Annotated in this window: 23 protein-coding genes and 1 tRNA gene; 7 read left to right on the forward strand and 17 right to left on the reverse strand. The window is 29.6% G+C overall.

Annotated elements, in window-relative coordinates; translation table 11 throughout:
- Positions 1-63 precede the first annotated feature (63 nt).
- From trmB to ELQ16_RS03345, 3 genes are read right to left on the reverse strand one after another with little or no spacing between them, the layout of a single operon-like run.
- The gene (trmB, locus tag ELQ16_RS03335; RefSeq protein WP_134238157.1) at positions 64-1,245 is read right to left on the reverse strand and encodes a tRNA (guanosine(46)-N7)-methyltransferase TrmB; all 1,182 of its coding nucleotides are present in this window, start codon (positions 1,243-1,245) and stop codon (positions 64-66) included.
- Positions 1,245-2,474: a fibronectin type III domain-containing protein gene (locus tag ELQ16_RS03340; protein WP_134238158.1), complete on the reverse strand. Its 1,230-nt coding sequence runs from the start codon at positions 2,472-2,474 to the stop codon at positions 1,245-1,247. The genes trmB and ELQ16_RS03340 overlap by 1 nt, the downstream gene beginning before the upstream one ends.
- A complete protein-coding gene (locus tag ELQ16_RS03345) occupies positions 2,422-3,405 on the reverse strand; it encodes an RluA family pseudouridine synthase (protein ID WP_134238159.1) in 984 nt (327 codons plus the stop codon). Before ELQ16_RS03345 ends, ELQ16_RS03340 begins: the two co-directional genes overlap by 53 nt.
- 75 nt (positions 3,406-3,480) lie before the next feature.
- Here ELQ16_RS03345 and ELQ16_RS03350 point away from each other — a divergent pair, with 75 nt between their 5' ends.
- The 3 genes from ELQ16_RS03350 to ELQ16_RS03360 all read left to right on the forward strand — a co-directional run bounded on the left by ELQ16_RS03350 (position 3,481) and on the right by ELQ16_RS03360 (position 6,099).
- Positions 3,481-4,590: an FtsW/RodA/SpoVE family cell cycle protein gene (locus ELQ16_RS03350; protein WP_134238160.1), complete on the forward strand. Its 1,110-nt coding sequence runs from the start codon at positions 3,481-3,483 to the stop codon at positions 4,588-4,590.
- Positions 4,591-4,640: 50 nt separating this feature from the next.
- Positions 4,641-4,717 (forward strand) — tRNA-Ile (locus ELQ16_RS03355).
- 206 nt (positions 4,718-4,923) lie between these two features.
- The gene (locus ELQ16_RS03360; RefSeq protein WP_134238161.1) at positions 4,924-6,099 is read left to right on the forward strand and encodes a site-specific integrase; all 1,176 of its coding nucleotides are present in this window, start codon (positions 4,924-4,926) and stop codon (positions 6,097-6,099) included.
- Here ELQ16_RS03360 and ELQ16_RS03365 read toward each other — a convergent pair.
- The 11 genes from ELQ16_RS03365 to ELQ16_RS03410 all read right to left on the reverse strand — a co-directional run bounded on the left by ELQ16_RS03365 (position 6,096) and on the right by ELQ16_RS03410 (position 10,312).
- Complete coding sequence (locus tag ELQ16_RS03365) at positions 6,096-6,284, reverse strand: AlpA family transcriptional regulator (protein ID WP_134238162.1); 189 nt, start codon at positions 6,282-6,284, stop codon at positions 6,096-6,098. The genes ELQ16_RS03360 and ELQ16_RS03365 overlap by 4 nt on opposite strands.
- Before the next feature lies 1 nt (position 6,285).
- Positions 6,286-6,639, reverse strand: a complete 354-nt coding sequence (locus tag ELQ16_RS03370; RefSeq protein ID WP_134238163.1) for a hypothetical protein — start codon at positions 6,637-6,639, stop codon at positions 6,286-6,288.
- 17 nt (positions 6,640-6,656) lie between these two features.
- Complete coding sequence (locus ELQ16_RS03375) at positions 6,657-7,412, reverse strand: site-specific DNA-methyltransferase (RefSeq protein ID WP_134238164.1); 756 nt, start codon at positions 7,410-7,412, stop codon at positions 6,657-6,659.
- Positions 7,390-7,656 carry a hypothetical protein gene (locus ELQ16_RS03380; protein ID WP_134238165.1) on the reverse strand — a complete coding sequence of 89 codons (267 nt, stop codon included), beginning with the start codon at positions 7,654-7,656 and terminating at the stop codon, positions 7,390-7,392. The genes ELQ16_RS03375 and ELQ16_RS03380 overlap by 23 nt, the downstream gene beginning before the upstream one ends.
- Positions 7,637-8,020: a hypothetical protein gene (locus ELQ16_RS03385; RefSeq protein WP_134238166.1), complete on the reverse strand. Its 384-nt coding sequence runs from the start codon at positions 8,018-8,020 to the stop codon at positions 7,637-7,639. Before ELQ16_RS03385 ends, ELQ16_RS03380 begins: the two co-directional genes overlap by 20 nt.
- Complete coding sequence (locus ELQ16_RS03390; RefSeq protein WP_134238167.1) at positions 8,013-8,246, reverse strand: hypothetical protein; 234 nt, start codon at positions 8,244-8,246, stop codon at positions 8,013-8,015. The genes ELQ16_RS03385 and ELQ16_RS03390 overlap by 8 nt, the downstream gene beginning before the upstream one ends.
- Before the next feature lie 9 nt (positions 8,247-8,255).
- Positions 8,256-9,017: a hypothetical protein gene (locus ELQ16_RS03395; protein WP_134238168.1), complete on the reverse strand. Its 762-nt coding sequence runs from the start codon at positions 9,015-9,017 to the stop codon at positions 8,256-8,258.
- Complete coding sequence (locus tag ELQ16_RS03400) at positions 8,975-9,268, reverse strand: hypothetical protein (RefSeq protein ID WP_134238169.1); 294 nt, start codon at positions 9,266-9,268, stop codon at positions 8,975-8,977. Before ELQ16_RS03400 ends, ELQ16_RS03395 begins: the two co-directional genes overlap by 43 nt.
- A gap of 11 nt (positions 9,269-9,279) precedes the next feature.
- A complete protein-coding gene (locus ELQ16_RS09965; protein ID WP_166739648.1) occupies positions 9,280-9,453 on the reverse strand; it encodes a hypothetical protein in 174 nt (57 codons plus the stop codon).
- A 374-nt stretch (positions 9,454-9,827) separates the two neighbouring features.
- The gene (locus ELQ16_RS03405) at positions 9,828-10,112 is read right to left on the reverse strand and encodes a hypothetical protein (RefSeq protein WP_134238170.1); all 285 of its coding nucleotides are present in this window, start codon (positions 10,110-10,112) and stop codon (positions 9,828-9,830) included.
- A complete protein-coding gene (locus tag ELQ16_RS03410; protein ID WP_134238171.1) occupies positions 10,109-10,312 on the reverse strand; it encodes a hypothetical protein in 204 nt (67 codons plus the stop codon). Before ELQ16_RS03410 ends, ELQ16_RS03405 begins: the two co-directional genes overlap by 4 nt.
- Before the next feature lie 168 nt (positions 10,313-10,480).
- Between ELQ16_RS03410 and ELQ16_RS03415 the strand changes: the two genes are divergently transcribed.
- From ELQ16_RS03415 to ELQ16_RS03430, 4 genes are all read left to right on the forward strand, one after another.
- Positions 10,481-10,867, forward strand: coding sequence for a helix-turn-helix domain-containing protein (locus tag ELQ16_RS03415; protein WP_134238172.1), 387 nt, complete (start codon positions 10,481-10,483; stop codon positions 10,865-10,867).
- A gap of 3 nt (positions 10,868-10,870) precedes the next feature.
- Entirely contained in the window at positions 10,871-11,188 is a 318-nt protein-coding gene (locus ELQ16_RS03420) for a hypothetical protein (RefSeq protein ID WP_134238173.1), read from the forward strand.
- A gap of 108 nt (positions 11,189-11,296) precedes the next feature.
- Positions 11,297-12,343: a type I restriction endonuclease gene (locus tag ELQ16_RS03425; protein WP_134238174.1), complete on the forward strand. Its 1,047-nt coding sequence runs from the start codon at positions 11,297-11,299 to the stop codon at positions 12,341-12,343.
- A gap of 24 nt (positions 12,344-12,367) precedes the next feature.
- The gene (locus tag ELQ16_RS03430) at positions 12,368-14,200 is read left to right on the forward strand and encodes a P-loop NTPase fold protein (RefSeq protein ID WP_134238175.1); all 1,833 of its coding nucleotides are present in this window, start codon (positions 12,368-12,370) and stop codon (positions 14,198-14,200) included.
- Between the two features lie 48 nt (positions 14,201-14,248).
- Here the strand turns inward: ELQ16_RS03430 and ELQ16_RS03435 are convergent, their stop codons facing one another.
- The 3 genes from ELQ16_RS03435 to ELQ16_RS10390 form a co-directional block, all read right to left on the reverse strand.
- Positions 14,249-14,470 (reverse strand): hypothetical protein, encoded by a 222-nt coding sequence (locus ELQ16_RS03435; RefSeq protein WP_134238176.1) that lies wholly within the window; start codon positions 14,468-14,470, stop codon positions 14,249-14,251.
- The gene (locus ELQ16_RS03440) at positions 14,364-14,768 is read right to left on the reverse strand and encodes a DUF1374 domain-containing protein (RefSeq protein WP_134238186.1); all 405 of its coding nucleotides are present in this window, start codon (positions 14,766-14,768) and stop codon (positions 14,364-14,366) included. Before ELQ16_RS03440 ends, ELQ16_RS03435 begins: the two co-directional genes overlap by 107 nt.
- A 322-nt stretch (positions 14,769-15,090) precedes the next feature.
- Positions 15,091-15,222: a hypothetical protein gene (locus tag ELQ16_RS10390; RefSeq protein ID WP_279586251.1), complete on the reverse strand. Its 132-nt coding sequence runs from the start codon at positions 15,220-15,222 to the stop codon at positions 15,091-15,093.
- Positions 15,223-15,240 lie beyond the last annotated feature (18 nt).

Below are 15,240 nucleotides of genomic sequence, written 5' to 3' on the forward strand. Positions count from 1 at the left end.
AGCTAAATTTAAATTTTTTATTCTCTTTTATTTTCACTTAAAAATCAAGAAAATTTGACATTTTTATAAATAATTTTTAATTTTTTCTTTTAATAAATTCAAAGCCTGTAGATTTTCTTCGGTTTTAAAAGGTTCATCAAAAAGAAAAGCCATACTATCATTTAAAATCAAATAACAATGCTCAGGCTGATTAAAAGCTCCAAAAGCTATTTTTATCACAAGTTCTTCATCTTTTTGGTAAATATTTTCAAAATGCAAAAAGCAATTTTCCTTCGCAAAGGTCTCATTTTTAAATTGTGTTTTTATCTTTTGCAAATCATTTTGATTTAATTGCAATTCTTCTAAGCCAAAATCTGATAAATCTTGTTTTTGCAAACTCTCATCTTTTATCTTAATGATAAGATCGTAAATATCCTTTTGCTGTTTTTTCCATCTGTCTTCATATTTGCTTGAAATTTGCAAGTCTTTATTTTTATGAATTTGGGCTTGTAAATGCGTAAAATTTAAAAAAGTTTCCAAAGTAAAATCAAAATACAAACGACTATCTGTTCTCACTTCAAAGCATCCATCTTGCTTTAAAACCCTTTGGCATTCTTTAGCAAATTTTTCTCCCACAACACGCCTATGAGGTTTTTTATCCCAAGGCACTGGAAAATGAAGGAAAATTTTATCAATAAAATTTGATTTTAAAACACTTAAAAGCAGTCTTGCATCACTTTTTATGAGTAAAACATTATCAAGCTTTTGCTCTTTTGCAAGCTTTGCTACTTGCTCTAAAGCAGGAGTATAAATTTCTATACCCACGATGAAAATTTCAGGATTTTTCTTAGCTTGAAAAAGCAAATGCCTACCCGATCCAAAACCTATCTCTATATAAATTTGCCTTTTTGTTTCAAGCTTACTTAAAAGCTCTTTTAAATTACTAGCAATTAAAGGTGATTTCTCAACAAGTCTAGTGCTTTTTAAAGCCACTGCTTCGCTAAGTATTTCATCGCAAAAATTCTTTTTAAATTCCAATAAAGCTTTTTGCAAATACCCTATTTTTGAAGGTTTGCTGTGCTTATCACCCTTAATGATCCAATTCCCTTTTTCATCTTGTTTGATTTGTATGAAAAAATTTTCATTCTCAAAACGCGTTAAAACAAGCTCTACTTTCTCATTACAAGCTTTCCAAAGAAATTCCACACCCTCGCTTTGGCGTGGAAAATTTAAATTTATGAGTTTTTTACATTTAAAATTTGGCATTATTTTCCTATTCTAATGCGTCCTGAAGGTTTTGACTCAAGTCCGTATTGATCTATAGCGATAACTTCATAAGTGTAGCTAACACCTGCTTCTATGGTAGTGTCTTTAAATCTTTTATCTTTCAAGCCTTTAAATATCGCATCTTGTTTACCCCCATAGCGTTTGAGTGTATACTCACTCGCTCTATTATCCCCATCTGCCCACTCAAGCTCCACTCCATCTTCTCGTATGGCTGATAAAATAATACTTGGCGCCAAAGGAGAGCTTAGAGTTTTACCTTGCACTCCCTCTTTTGGCATAGGGCTTTCAAGTCCATCTTTATCCACCATAGTTACCTTATAATACTTAGTTTCATCAACGCCTTGTATATAGTCTTCATAGCTATTAGTTTGTGTTTTTGCTATAGTCGTATAAGGTAAAAAGCTACTACTTGTCGCATAAACTTTATAATAGTCAAAATCCTCATAAGGCACACTATCCCAAGTTAAAATGATTTTATTGGCCGCATCTTGACTAGCACTTAAATGCTCCACTTGTGGCGGTAAGGCTTTTGTAGTGGAATTAATGATTTGACTTGGATTGCTTTTAATGCCATCAAAAGTTACACAAATAATCCTATAATCAAAACTTTCATTCGGTTTTAAATTTTCGTCTATGTATTCAGCATTTAAGCGGTTTCTCACTTCTGCAATTTTTTCAAATTTATTTTCTGCACTGCGCGATCTTTCTATGATATAAGATTTAACCCTTAAATCCGTATGCGGTCTCCATATAAGCTTGGTTTTTCCTGGTAAATTTGTAATGGCTTGCGCAAAGGTCACAGAATCAAATCTTGGCTCAGTCATCACCTCAACCACAGCACCTTGCTCTGAAATATGTTTTTGATTATTAAAAGTTTTTAGCGTGTAGTAATATTTCGTTCCTGGCTCTAAATCATCATCAACATAATGGGTTTGGAATTTGTTTTTAATTTGCGCTACAAGCTTAAATTCTGGCTCTTGTTCGCTTGATCTATACAGATAAAAACCGTCGATATTTTGATCATACAAAGGTTGCCATTCAAAAGCAACATTGCTCATATCACTCATACTTTTTAAATTTTCAATCTTTGGCAAACTTGCGTTGATTTGTTCGCTTTGCGATGAAGAATTTGGCATTTGCGAAACGCTACACGCATTAAACAAAAGTGCCAAAAGTCCTAGTGATAAACTCAAGTGAAATTTTTTCATTTTCCTCTCCTTTATAATTTTTTTTTAGAATTGTATCAAAATCATCAAACAAAGGTGCTTTAATATATAATTTTTCTTTTGTTTTTGGATGAAAAAAATACACAAAATACGCATGGAGCATCACTCTTGTAAATTTTTCCTTGCCCTTATAGCCATAAAGCTCATCGCCTAAAATATGGCGATTTAAGTCCGCAAGGTGGGCTCTGATTTGATGAGTGCGCCCTGTAAAAAGCTTGGCGGCGATTAAATTCACTCCTTGTGCGCTCAAAAGATTGATAAATGCCGTTTTTGCGTTTTTAAGTGAGCCAAATTTTTTCAAATTTTCCTCGCTAAATTCCACGCTGATTTTTTTCATTCTATTATGCAAAGATCTTGCAAGAGCCTTTTGAGCGATGATTTTATCTTCTTTTAAAGGTAAATCAATCAAAGCCAAATAATACCTTCCCATACTTTTATCTTGTAGTTGCTCGCTTAATTTTTGATGCGTATGATTATCCTTTGCAATGACTATAGCTCCGCTTGTGCCTTTATCTAAACGATGAACAAGTCCTGCGCGATTTATGCCATTTAGCGTTGATAAAACATAATTTTTAGACATAAGCCAATCCACCAGCGTGGCTTCTTTTACGCTACTTGCTCCATGCACGGTTAATAAAGGCGGTTTGTTTAAAACAAGCAAATACTCATCTTCGTATAAAATTTCTATATCAAATTTAGGCTCAAAATCGCTTTGAATTTCTTTTGCTTTTGGGAATTGCACGCTGATTTCATCATCAATTTTAAGCACAAAGGAAGCCTTGTTTTGAATTTGATTATTTACTTTGACATGATTATCTTTAATGAGCATAGAAACTTGATTGCGGCTTTGGTTTAATTTTTTTGCTAAAAAAACATCCAATCTCACACAAGAATCTACCGAAAAATTTTGCATTTTCTACCCTAATTGCTTTGTAAAGTTAAAATTTTAGCATATAATAATGCAGTATTTTTAACAAAGGTTACTCATTTGCTTAAATTTGATAGAAGAATTTTTACTCATTTTGATTTTGTCCAGCCTATTTTGATTTTACCCATTATCCTTTTATCTTTTATTTTGGTTATAGAAGCCAATGTGGCTTTAGCTGAAAAACAATTCATTTACATTTGTATAGGTTTTTTAGCTTTTACTGTGTGTTTTTTGTTGCCGATTAAAAAATTTCAATGGCTCATACCGACTTTTTATTGGGTAGGTATTGCTTTGCTTTTAAGCGTGGATATTTTTGGTATAGAAAAATTGGGCGCTAAAAGGTGGCTTTTGATACCTATTATCAATTTTACCATTCAGCCTTCTGAAATTTTTAAACCCTTTTTTATCCTCATGCTCGCTTATCTTATACATTCTAATCCACCGCCTGAGAAAGGATACAATCTTAAATCTTTTCTCAAACTCAGCTTTTACATACTCTTGCCTTTTGTCTTAATATCGCAAGAACCCGATCTTGGAACGGCTACTGTTTTGCTTATCGTGGGTTTTGGAATGCTTTTTATTATAGGGGTAAATTATAAAATTTGGCTAAGTATTTTCATCGCCTTAGCCATTGTATCACCTATTATCTATACTCATTTTTTAAAGCCTTATCAAAAGCAAAGAATTCATGATTTTTTAGCAGAAGAGCCAAGTTATCAAGTCACGCAGTCCATCATCGCTATAGGAAATGGCGGACTAACAGGAAAGGCACACGAGGAAGCCACGCAAACGCATTCTAAATTTTTACCTATCTCAACGAGTGATTTTATCTTTGCTTATTTGGTTGAAAGGTATGGATTTATCGGCGGATTTATCTTGGTTTTACTTTATGCTTTGCTCATTTTTCATATTTTAAGTATTAATCATAAATTTAAAAATGATTATTTTACCAAAGTGATTGCTAATTGCATTGCATTATTTATCTTTATATACACAGGCGTTAATATTTCCATGACTATAGGCTTTGCACCTGTTGTGGGAATTCCTTTGCCGTTTTTTAGTCATGGCGGAAGTTCATTTACCACTTTTATGGTATTTTTTGGCATTTTGCAGCATTTAATCACTTTTAGGTATTTAAATATTAATAAAATTGTTCGTATTAAGTTTTAATATAAAATAATTTTAAGAAAATTTGGCTATAATTATTACTTTTTAAGCACGGATTTATAGCTCAGTTGGTTAGAGCAACCGGCTCATAACCGGTTGGTCGCAGGTTCGAGTCCTGCTAAATCCACCATTACTCTTTTTTATCAAATCCCTATTTTACTTTAATATCTTAATCAAATGCCTATAATAAAATGTTTTAAAGCTTGTTCTATATCGTTCTTTTATATTCCAAAATGTGCTATAATGTTCTTAAAAAAGTGGGTTACTTTTATAAAAATGGGTTACAAAATGGGCTACTTTTTACATCAAAATAGACACTAAAAAGAAAGAAGAATTATGGCAAAATTTAACAAACTTACTGATAGCTTTTTAAAAAGCATTAAATGCGAAAGTGGTAAAAAATTTATAAAATTCGCTGATCCGACTTTAAAAGGCTTATATGTTTTTATTTATCCTAGCGGTAAAAAATTATTTAAAATAAGACAAACAAATGATACTTATATAAAAATAGGGGAATATCCTTTGCTTTCCTTAGCAGAGCTTAGAGAAATCGCTTTAAATGCTTTTAAGCTAAAGGCAAAAGGACAAAACATAAAAAATGCTAAAAGACTTAAATTTGGCGATATATACGATGAAGTTTTAGAAAAATGCAAGGCTGATGGATTAAGTCTAAAAGAAATACAAAGAGGATTAAAATACAAAAATGGCGTTTTTAAGAATTTCAAAGATGTAGATATAGAAAGCATCAAGCGTTCGCATATCATCGAAACACTTAAAACCATAGAGCATCAAATCCCTACACTTATAAAAGCCAAAGGCTGGATTAACAAAATCTTTAAATATGCTTTGCAGCTTGAAATCGTAGAAAATAATCCTGTGGCAAGTATTGATAATTCCATAGTTTTTAAAAAAGCCTCAAAAGTAATTCATCAGCCAACCTTATTAGAAAATGATAAAATCAAAGAATATATATTATCCTTAAAAAATTCAGATCTTAAAAAAACACATAAAAACCTAATGCTTTTTAATCTTTTAACCGCACAACGCCCTGGTAATGTTATAAAAGCAACTTGGGATGAATTTGATTTAAAAAATGCTATTTGGACTATCAAAGCCGAAAAAATGAAGATGAGAAAAGAACACATCATCGCTTTAAATTCTCAAGCGCTTAAAATTTTAAAAGAACAAAAGAAAGCAAAAGTCAATGATTATGTCTTTGCTGGAAGTGCAAAAAAGGGGTGCAATAGCGAGAATATCACTTGCAATATCAATAAAAGATTAGGTTATCAAGGTATTCAAAGTGCACACGGTTTTCGTGCTATGTTTAGAAGTTTAGCTAACGAACATCAATTAAATCATGGCGTGAGTATGGATATAGCCGAGCAGTGTTTAGCACACGAGCAAAAAAACGCTATTTTAAAAGCTTATAATCGTAGTGAAAATATAGAATTAAAAAGAAAGTTAATGCAGTGGTGGGGAGATTATATCGAAAAACTTGCAGGGGATTTTTAAATCACCTTACAAGTTTGCAACCATTTATCAATTTCGGCTTTTTCATATTTAAAAGTAGAACCTATTTTAATCCCTTTTGGAAAATTAAATTTATTTTGATTTACTCGCATTCTCATTTTGCGAATTTTTAGCGGAGTAAAGCCTAGATACTCCGCTACTTCTTTTGTCGATAATAATTTTGCCATTTCATTCTCCTTTCTCTAAATCAAAGCCTAATTTTGCAATAATTGCTTTTTGCTCTTCATAGCTTAAAAAATTGCTGATTAAAATCAAAACATCACCAAAACAAAAGCGATTATAACTCACGCTTTGTTCTAGCACTTTAATTTCTAATGTATCACTTAAACCTTCAAGTGAAGCGGTTATTTTCCAATTTTTATCAATAGCTTTTAACACCTCATCGTTTGCGTTTTGATTAAAAGCATTGTCGTTTCTTAAAAGCAACATTTCTTTTATGGTTTGCTTTAACATTTCTTGTGTGTTTTTTAGCTCTTTTTCTAATGCTAATTTAGCCTTTGTGTATTCTTTAAATTCTTTCATTTTTTATCCTTTCTAATTTAAGCAAATAAACTTCTTTCAATTTGTTTAAACATCACTTCGTTTGCATTTTTAAAAAACTCTTTTTTTATCTCAAAACCATAAGCCCTTCTATTTAAATTCGCCGCGGCTAAAAGCATGCTTCCACTTCCAGCGCAAGGGTCAATCACTACATCGCCAACATCAGTAAAAAGGCTAATTAATCTTTCTAAAAGATTAATAGGCTTTTGTGTAGGGTGTATTTTTGGGATATCTTTGTCTCTAACCCAGTCCATACAATTTAAAATCATTCTGCCATCGTTGTTAAATTTAGACAGTTTGTCTCGGTATAAAATCAAAGCGTATTCACAGTTTCCTACGACTTTCATGTTGACTTTTAAAACTTGCGATGATGAAGGCTTTCTAAAAACTAGGTTAATGTAATGATTAAAGCCGTATTTCTTTGCATAATCAATTAACATAAATTGTTGCTCGAAACTGCAAAAAACTATCATGCAAGGGCTTTTCCCGCTTTCTTTTGGCTCTTTTACTAGCATTTTGCTGCAAAAGTGCATAAATTCAGCCACTCTAAAATCATTGTCTGTATCAAAAAAAGCTTTATTCGCCTTTTTGCTTTCGCCATTTTTATTATCGCCATTTATATACCACTCAGTAGAAGAAGCATAAGCGTTATTGCCTAGATTATAAGGGATATCGGCTATAACAAGTTGTGCTTTTGGTATGTTATACCTTTTAAAATTTTGAAAATGATCGTTATAAAGTTGCGGGTGAAACATCATCACTTCCTTTTTGATTAAATAAGTTAGGCTCTTTTAAAAAGGCTATTTTTTCCATTATTTCATCAAATTCACTTTGATAGTCTTTGATATTCTGATTTAATACACTTCTTTCATATTTAACCCTTTGTATAGATCTGTGAATTACTAAAGCTCTTTTGGTTAAATTTTCTATCTCTTGGCTTAACTCACCTTGATTTAGTTTCTCTAATTGTTCTAGCTGTTTATTTTCGTCTTTTGTCATTTTTTATCCTTTCTAGTAAATTTTTAAGTCTTGAAATTCCGCGCTCTAAAATTTCTTGCTCTTCTTTGCTTTTTTTATTTTTTACTTGACGCTCTTTAAACTGTGCGCAAATTTCATAAAATACAAAGTCAATTCGTCGATACAGTGCAATTTTGTTCTTATATTTAACCCTTAAGTGTTCTAAAATTTCATTTTTATGTTGATTAAATAAATCAAGCACAAAAATATCATCAAAATAAAAGCATAACTTTCTTTCGCCTTCGCGCCCTATAATCCTCGCATCCAAAAAACTTGATTTTAAATCATTATCCAAAACAGATTTTGCAAGATCGTAAGCCTCAATTGAATGTGTAATATTATTCACGCATACTCCTTAAAGTATATGTTTTAGCCATTTGCCTTTCTATATCTTCAAGCTTAAACTCAGCGCTAATCTCATTATCGCAACTAGGGCAAATTCCTTTTAAAATTACTTTCTCGCCTATATGTTTTACATAACAATCTTGTTTTTTAAAACCATGTTCTGCTACAAAAACTAAATGACAAACCTTGCATTCTACAAATCCATTTATTTTGATTTTCACTTGCATTCTTGTTCCTTAAATTGCCAAAGCATAGGGCTTAAATGCCTTAGCCCAACGCGGATTATTCAAATATTTAGTTTGTTTTAAAACCACTCTCATATCAAAATGCCAAATATTAATCATTCTTAAATAATCCTGCAAAAGACTAAAGGCATCATTGATATCATTTTCAATGCAATTTAAAAATTTATTCTTCAACTTCAGTCTCAATTCAAGCCTTTTCCATTTTACAAATTCGCCTTTGATATTTTCTTTGTGGTAATATTTTTGCTTTTCGTATTTATCATAAAGTAAAATGCGTTCTAATTTATAATATTTACTTTGGGGATTGTTGATATACATACTGGTTTTATAAGTGTGAAAATCGCCAAAGATTTTAAGTTTGCTAAACCTTTCTTGGTGTTTAAATTCTCTTGGTTTAGATACTGCTAGATCATCATCAAAATCACAAGCAATATCCACACTATAAGTTTTAAACCTTTTTATCATTTTGCTTAAAATTTTCCACACCTCAGCTTCTATTTGTTTGCTAGGCTGATAAAGTCCATTAAATTGCACCTCTATGTAGTAATCTTTTGCTTTTTTATTCTTTTTAGAAAGCTCAAAACAAGCCTTAGAATTATCTAAAATAATGATAGTATTTGAAAGGCTTTTATTTCTAGGTTTTATATTGATATAACGCATTTTAAAAGGATAAAATTTATCATTGGTTTTTATGCCTTTGAATTTGTCTTTTACAAATTCATTGATGCTTTTGTTTCTTGTTGCGCTTCGCATTTTTTCAAAAAGTCCCCATCTTTTAAGGTATTTGTAAAAGGTTTTTTTATTGATAACAAAACAGAAGCTGTCGTATCCTGTGCTATGATTTGTTTGCATAAAATATCCTTTTCAAAACCTTTTTTCATTATAAAGCCATTGCTACTTATCTTTACAAGTGCATAGCCACGCATTGCTAAACTTTCTATTGCCTTTGCCCTTTGTGCTTTTCTAAAAGCATCATTATCTTTTTGCATGGATTTAAAACTCATTTAAATTCCTTTTAATTGCTTAAAATTTCATTCGCGCGTTCAATCAGCTTTCTTAGCTCCGCCAAATTACCCCTTAGCTCATCTTCGTCACTTTCTTCCATATAATTAATTAGATCTAAGCATTCTTTATTTATGATTTGCAAAGCCCTTGTATGCTCAATAACTGCTTTAATCTTTTCTCTCATACTCTTCTCCTTTAGTGTTTAAAAGAGAGCTAAGTCAATGGAAATGCTTTAATTAGAAAATTATTTCAAGGAGATTTCTCTTAGCTCTCATTTAAACACTAACCAAAACATAGGACCTGCATTCAAAGTCTAAAAGACTTTTGGTATTTTGGTAAATTAACAAAGCTTTAAAAAAGCTCACTTTCCACGCCGTCGTCCGTGAGTGCAATAAATAAAATAACGCGCTAGTTTTTAAAGCAAACTAGCGAAAAACTACTAAAACCAAAACAAGGCATTAAATACCAACTTTGCCAAAAACCCTTTAAGCACACTTTGCTATCACTTTAAAAAAATGTGATTTTCAAGTGCTTAGATAAATGTGCTTAATGAGGCTTTTAAGTCGCCTCTATCTCTTTTAATAAAACTTTAATTTCTCTCATAGATTTTTCATAGGCTTGCTTGCGGATTTCGTTCTTTTTATACTCGCTTTTTAGCTTTTCTATGCGTTTTATTAGTCTTTCATCCTCTCTTAAGCCCAGTTTTAAAAGGGCTATTTCAACCTTTGCGTTTGTAAGATTATTTGAAAGCCAACTATTTAAGACATTGTGGGCTAAATTTAGTTTTAACCCTGCTTCTGTTATACTGCTAACACCTAATTTTTGCCTTATCGCTTCTTTCATTTTGAAACCTTTATGCTAATAATCGTTTTTTCAAAAAGTCCATCACTCACAGCTTCTATGCTTATCTCATCATTTGTATGTAAAAAATTAAGTGCTTTTTCGAATACCTCATCGCTAAAATTAAAACACTTTCTAAGTTCTTCTTTTTCTTCACTTTTTCTAAAGCTTAAAACATCTAAAATTGATTTTGCTTCTATCATTTTTTACTCCTAAAAACTTTATAAGTTAAAACTTGGCATACTTTATGCTTTGATTAAATAATTATTTTATTTTGTAAAATTAATTATGTGTAGAATTATACTTGATTTTGAAAGTAATGTCAAGTATTTAAATGTATTATTTTTATTTTTAATAAAAAAGGGTTATATATGAATGATTTTGAAAGTATTTTAAATTTTTTAAGATATGAAACGAATAGTAAAACCGATAAAGAAATGTGCGTAAAACTAAATATTCCATATGGGACACTTGATACTTGGAAAGCTAGGAAATCAATTCCAACTAAAAAATTATACGAATTTTCTAAAATTTTAGGAGTCAATATCGATACTATAATCAATGGAAATATTAATACAAAAGGAGATGAAAATATCATAGTGCAAGGAAAAGATAATGCTATAAATTTTCAAAAAAACAGTAAATATAATGATAAATTTCAAGAATTTTTAGCCTTATATGAAAAATATGGCAACGAAGCTTTACTGGATCAATTTATCAATAAATTAGAAAATTTAAAAAAAATAATAGAGGAGTAAAAAATGGAAATTATAAATACTTTGATCGAATTTTTTAATTCGTTTGGCGTTTTTGTTTTGCTTGGAATTGCAATGATTGCTTTGTCGATTTTATCCGTAAGAGATAAAAACAGAAAAGAAAGAGAGCAATACGAAGCTATAAGACGCGAAGAAGTTTCTAGGATAAGCGATGGCGTGGCTAGTGGCGTGATTAGAATTTTTAATGATAAAAGCATCATGCAGCTTCTAAACAATGGAATTCCTGTAGAAATCAGAATTAATGTTGATGGTAGCCAAAACATCATCATTAATGGTAGCGGCAATCAAATCCAAAAAGTATAAAAATGCTTGTTTGGAATTTATGGTTTAAAAAATATTATCGAGATATAAAAACAATTTAAAAATATATAAAGTGAAATACAGTAAAATTTTAGTCAAAAAGGAAAAAGAATGGATTTTGAAAATCAGTTAAATGCTATAGTTGAAACAATAGCTGAACGCAAAGCACTTGTCAACACCGAAGAGGCTACCAAAATGACTTTTATAATGCCTTTTTTAAAAGCTCTAGGCTATGATGTTTTTAATCCTAGTGTTGTCGTGCCAGAATATACCGCTGATATAGGAACTAAAAAAGGCGAAAAGGTTGATTATGCGATTTTTAAAGATGCAAAACCTTTTATTTTGATTGAAGCTAAAAATCACACTGAAAATTTAGACAATCATAATAATCAGCTTGTAAGGTATTTCAACACTAATCCAAGCATTAAATTTGCCATTCTTACCAATGGGGTTGAGTATCGATTTTTTACGGATTTAGAACAGCAAAATTTAATGGATAAAATTCCTTTTTTGGTAATAAATCTTGAAAAGCTTAAGCCAAGAGATATTAAAGATTTAAAGCGTTTTATTTGCACGGATTTAAATTTAGATGAAATTTTAAGCATTGCTATGGAGAAAAAATATTATAGAAATATTCAAGAGATTTTTAAAAATGAAATTGAAAATCCAAGTGATGAATTTACGAGCTTTTTTGCAAAACAAATGACAGAAAAAAGAATGACTAGCGCTGTTTTAGATGAGTTTAAAAGTCATATTAAAAAGTCTTTTAAAGAGCTTATAAATGATCTAGCTTATGAAAAAATCACAAGTATAAAAAATAATCTTCAAGGCATTAATGATGATGAAGAAGATGAAGAAAGTTATAATGATGAAAAAGAGATTATAACAACAGAAGAAGAACTTCAAGGCTTTTATATAGTAAGATCTATTCTTGCTGGTACTGGTGCTAATTTACAAGATATATCCTACAAAGATACTTTAAGCTATTTTGCAATCTTATATCAAAATAGAACAACAAAATGGATATGTAGACTAAATTTTACTAAAACAAAAAAATGGGTAAATTTCCCAGATGACACATACGAACAAATAGAAAAACTAGAAGATTTATATAAATTACAAGATAAAATTATCAAGTCATATAATGATAGAAAGTAATTTCTATCATTAAGGCAAAATACAATGTATACATTTACAATCATAGGTGCTATTTTATATTGGGTATTTATTGCATGTTTAATAATATACATAATTCAAAGTGTATATAAAAAAGAACTACAAAAACATAATTTTACTAACAACAAAATCACTGACTATTTGCTATCAAAAGAAAAACAGTGTTTAGCTATTTTGGGAGCTTGGGGAGTTGGAAAAACATATTTTTGGAAACAAATAGAAAAAGAAATTACTTTAAACTTTAATAATAAAAAAGCCATTTATATAGATCTTTTTGGTAAAGAAAACTACAAACAAATACTAGAAGAAATAATTTTAAAGTTACATGGAAATTACAATAAAATTATAAATATTTTTGCACAAATTACTTTTAGGATTGCTAAATTTAAATCTGCTGGAATAGCCGATATTAATCCTGGTACTATTTTTTCTTGTTTGAAAAAAAATGACTTTAAAAATATTATCGTATGCTTTGATAATATAGAAAGAAGATCGGATAATCTTTCTTTGAAAGAAATTTTGGGACTTGTAAATTTACTCAAAGAAGATAAAGAATGTAATGTTGTTATGATTCTCAATGATGATGAGCTAAAAAAACAAGATGGCAATTCAGATAATAAAAAAGAGGATAAACAAGATGCTAAAGACTGGTATCAAGAATACAAAGAAAAAGTTATTGATTATGAAGTTCGTTTAAAAAATAATGATGAGATTGCAAAAGCTTTAATTGAAGAAGCTTTTATGCAAGATGAGAAATTGATACAAGATGATGATTTAAAAAGTAACTTAGTTGATATTGTTTTAGAATACTATAAAGCTATTTGTAATGGTAATCTAAGATTGTTATTGAAAATATTAGAGCATATAAAATATTTTAATGAAAAATGTTTTCAATCACATTATGATAAAGAAGTTTTTGCAATAGTTATAAATAAGTATTACTTTGCAATTTTCAATGCTGTAAAAGACTTTTATATACAACCACCAGAAAAGTATGATTATTCAATAAATAAAACAATGTATAATATAACCACAAAATATTTAAAAGATTTTTTTTCTATAAATAATGATGATAAAAAAGAATTAAATGATATGATAATAATATCATTAGATTTAGAAACAAAAACAAGCATTAAAGGTATATATAAAGCTTATATTGAACAAGGGGATAGCGATATAGATTTTAAAAATAAATTAGAAGAATTATCAAGTAAAATTTATAAGCAAAGAAAATATTTTTGGAATTTTTTGACTAAAACTGATGATAAAAAATTATTAGAAATGATATATACTTATAAAGATATAACTGATAAAGATTTAAGTATAAAAGATTTGGTTGTTAAAGCCTTTATTGTTAATTTTAAAAGAAAAGAAGATGATCCAAGTCTATCAGAATTGCTTACTAGATATCCTAAATATGATAAATTTTCATCTAAAATTAAGAAAACAAATAAACCTTCTAGAATAATTACAACAAACCGTAACTTTGTCTATAATAGTTCCTCGAATATATTTGAACCTTCTGAAATTGATCATTTTAACAAATATAATTTAGATTCAATTGTTGAATCTTTTCATGATGATAAAGATTTTTTTCAAGATTTTATGAAATTTTATCTCGGAATGATTCCAGTACATACTATTCCCACCTCTTATGTTATGGAAATATATAATGAATGTATAAATAAAATTGAAGAAAAAAATCAATTATTTCAAGCATTCATTTGTTTTATTAATAAAGATGAAAATAGAATAAAGAAGCAAAATTTGATTGAAAAATATAACATCAAAGAAAACCAAAATACCATCTTATCAAAACTATTTTATCTACAAGATTAATAATTTTAACAAATAACATCTTCGCCCACATTTACGAGCGAAGATGTGTTATTCATCATTCAACTCCTTAATTTTATTGATTTGAATTTCACACTGCCTATATTTATAGAATAGCAAAGAATAAACATTTAAAATATCTAGCTCATTATTTGCATGGGGTTTTTCAAGGGGGCTTAGGTTTAGTAGTTCTTGTGGAATTCTCACTTTGTGAATTTCTACTTTGGTTACTACTTGTTGAGTTGTGCTCCCACAGCCTATCAACCATGCCATTAAAAAGCTTAGTAAGATTATTTTCGTTGCTTTTGTAAATGTATTCTTTAACATATTCTATCCTTTCTTTAACTTCGTTTTTTTGGTTATTTGCTTCATTTATTGCTTTTAATTCTTTTTTATGAATTTGTGTGAGTTCTTTTAGCTTTACTTCATTGTTTTTGTTAATCTCTACGGCTAAGGCTAAATCACTTTGACTTTTTTCTAATCTTGCCTTTGTGCTATCAAGTCTTAGATATAAAAATCCAAGCGTTATAGCTAGTATTGCGTAAATATAAAAGTTAAAATTTTTAAGCATTTTACATTTAAGGAAGTTTGCGTAAATTTCAAAGGGTAGAGTGCAAAAGGCGGCTACCTTTGGCATTTAATCACGCCCAAAAAGGAGGTGGTTGCATTGCTAAAAAAAATTATCTTTATAATTATACTCTTAATGCTTTGCTATGTCAAGGCATTTTAGAGTATCCCCGCATTTTTGCGGGTTTAAGATAATTTCCCTTTGGCTTATACTAAACTTCGCTACTCCTTTCTATTTTTAATTTCGCAGATGAAATGAATTCATCTTTGCGATAAAAGAGCTACGCCCTTTTAAAACCCCTAAAGGCCTACCCCGACCAACCTTACTATTGTTTTTTAATTTCATCTTTGATTTTATCGCCAATATCATTAGCCTTTTTTTGATTATTGTGATAAACAAAAAAGCCAATACCAAAACCAATAGCAATTAAAATAAATGCTAGTAATAAATCAAACATTTTTACTCCTTTCTATTT

The sequence above is a fragment of the Campylobacter sp. US33a genome (assembly GCF_004378855.1).
Taxonomy (GTDB): domain Bacteria; phylum Campylobacterota; class Campylobacteria; order Campylobacterales; family Campylobacteraceae; genus Campylobacter_D.

Bases quoted from the DNA above. Each gene is read 5' to 3' on its own strand.
- trmB (WP_134238157.1), bottom strand. From the start codon at position 1,245: ATGCCAAATTTTAAATGTAAAAAACTCATAAATTTAAATTTTCCACGC.
- ELQ16_RS03340 (WP_134238158.1), bottom strand. From the start codon at position 2,474: ATGAAAAAATTTCACTTGAGTTTATCACTAGGACTTTTGGCACTTTTG.
- ELQ16_RS03345 (WP_134238159.1), bottom strand. From the start codon at position 3,405: ATGCAAAATTTTTCGGTAGATTCTTGTGTGAGATTGGATGTTTTTTTA.
- ELQ16_RS03360 (WP_134238161.1), top strand. From the start codon at position 4,924: ATGGCAAAATTTAACAAACTTACTGATAGCTTTTTAAAAAGCATTAAA.
- ELQ16_RS03365 (WP_134238162.1), bottom strand. From the start codon at position 6,284: ATGGCAAAATTATTATCGACAAAAGAAGTAGCGGAGTATCTAGGCTTT.
- ELQ16_RS03370 (WP_134238163.1), bottom strand. From the start codon at position 6,639: ATGAAAGAATTTAAAGAATACACAAAGGCTAAATTAGCATTAGAAAAA.
- ELQ16_RS03375 (WP_134238164.1), bottom strand. From the start codon at position 7,412: ATGTTTCACCCGCAACTTTATAACGATCATTTTCAAAATTTTAAAAGG.
- ELQ16_RS03380 (WP_134238165.1), bottom strand. From the start codon at position 7,656: ATGACAAAAGACGAAAATAAACAGCTAGAACAATTAGAGAAACTAAAT.
- ELQ16_RS03390 (WP_134238167.1), bottom strand. From the start codon at position 8,246: ATGCAAGTGAAAATCAAAATAAATGGATTTGTAGAATGCAAGGTTTGT.
- ELQ16_RS03395 (WP_134238168.1), bottom strand. From the start codon at position 9,017: ATGCGAAGCGCAACAAGAAACAAAAGCATCAATGAATTTGTAAAAGAC.
- ELQ16_RS03400 (WP_134238169.1), bottom strand. From the start codon at position 9,268: ATGAGTTTTAAATCCATGCAAAAAGATAATGATGCTTTTAGAAAAGCA.
- ELQ16_RS09965 (WP_166739648.1), bottom strand. From the start codon at position 9,453: ATGAGAGAAAAGATTAAAGCAGTTATTGAGCATACAAGGGCTTTGCAA.
- ELQ16_RS03405 (WP_134238170.1), bottom strand. From the start codon at position 10,112: ATGAAAGAAGCGATAAGGCAAAAATTAGGTGTTAGCAGTATAACAGAA.
- ELQ16_RS03410 (WP_134238171.1), bottom strand. From the start codon at position 10,312: ATGATAGAAGCAAAATCAATTTTAGATGTTTTAAGCTTTAGAAAAAGT.
- ELQ16_RS03415 (WP_134238172.1), top strand. From the start codon at position 10,481: ATGAATGATTTTGAAAGTATTTTAAATTTTTTAAGATATGAAACGAAT.
- ELQ16_RS03420 (WP_134238173.1), top strand. From the start codon at position 10,871: ATGGAAATTATAAATACTTTGATCGAATTTTTTAATTCGTTTGGCGTT.
- ELQ16_RS03425 (WP_134238174.1), top strand. From the start codon at position 11,297: ATGGATTTTGAAAATCAGTTAAATGCTATAGTTGAAACAATAGCTGAA.
- ELQ16_RS03430 (WP_134238175.1), top strand. From the start codon at position 12,368: ATGTATACATTTACAATCATAGGTGCTATTTTATATTGGGTATTTATT.
- ELQ16_RS03435 (WP_134238176.1), bottom strand. From the start codon at position 14,470: ATGGCATGGTTGATAGGCTGTGGGAGCACAACTCAACAAGTAGTAACC.
- ELQ16_RS03440 (WP_134238186.1), bottom strand. From the start codon at position 14,768: ATGCTTAAAAATTTTAACTTTTATATTTACGCAATACTAGCTATAACG.
- ELQ16_RS10390 (WP_279586251.1), bottom strand. From the start codon at position 15,222: ATGTTTGATTTATTACTAGCATTTATTTTAATTGCTATTGGTTTTGGT.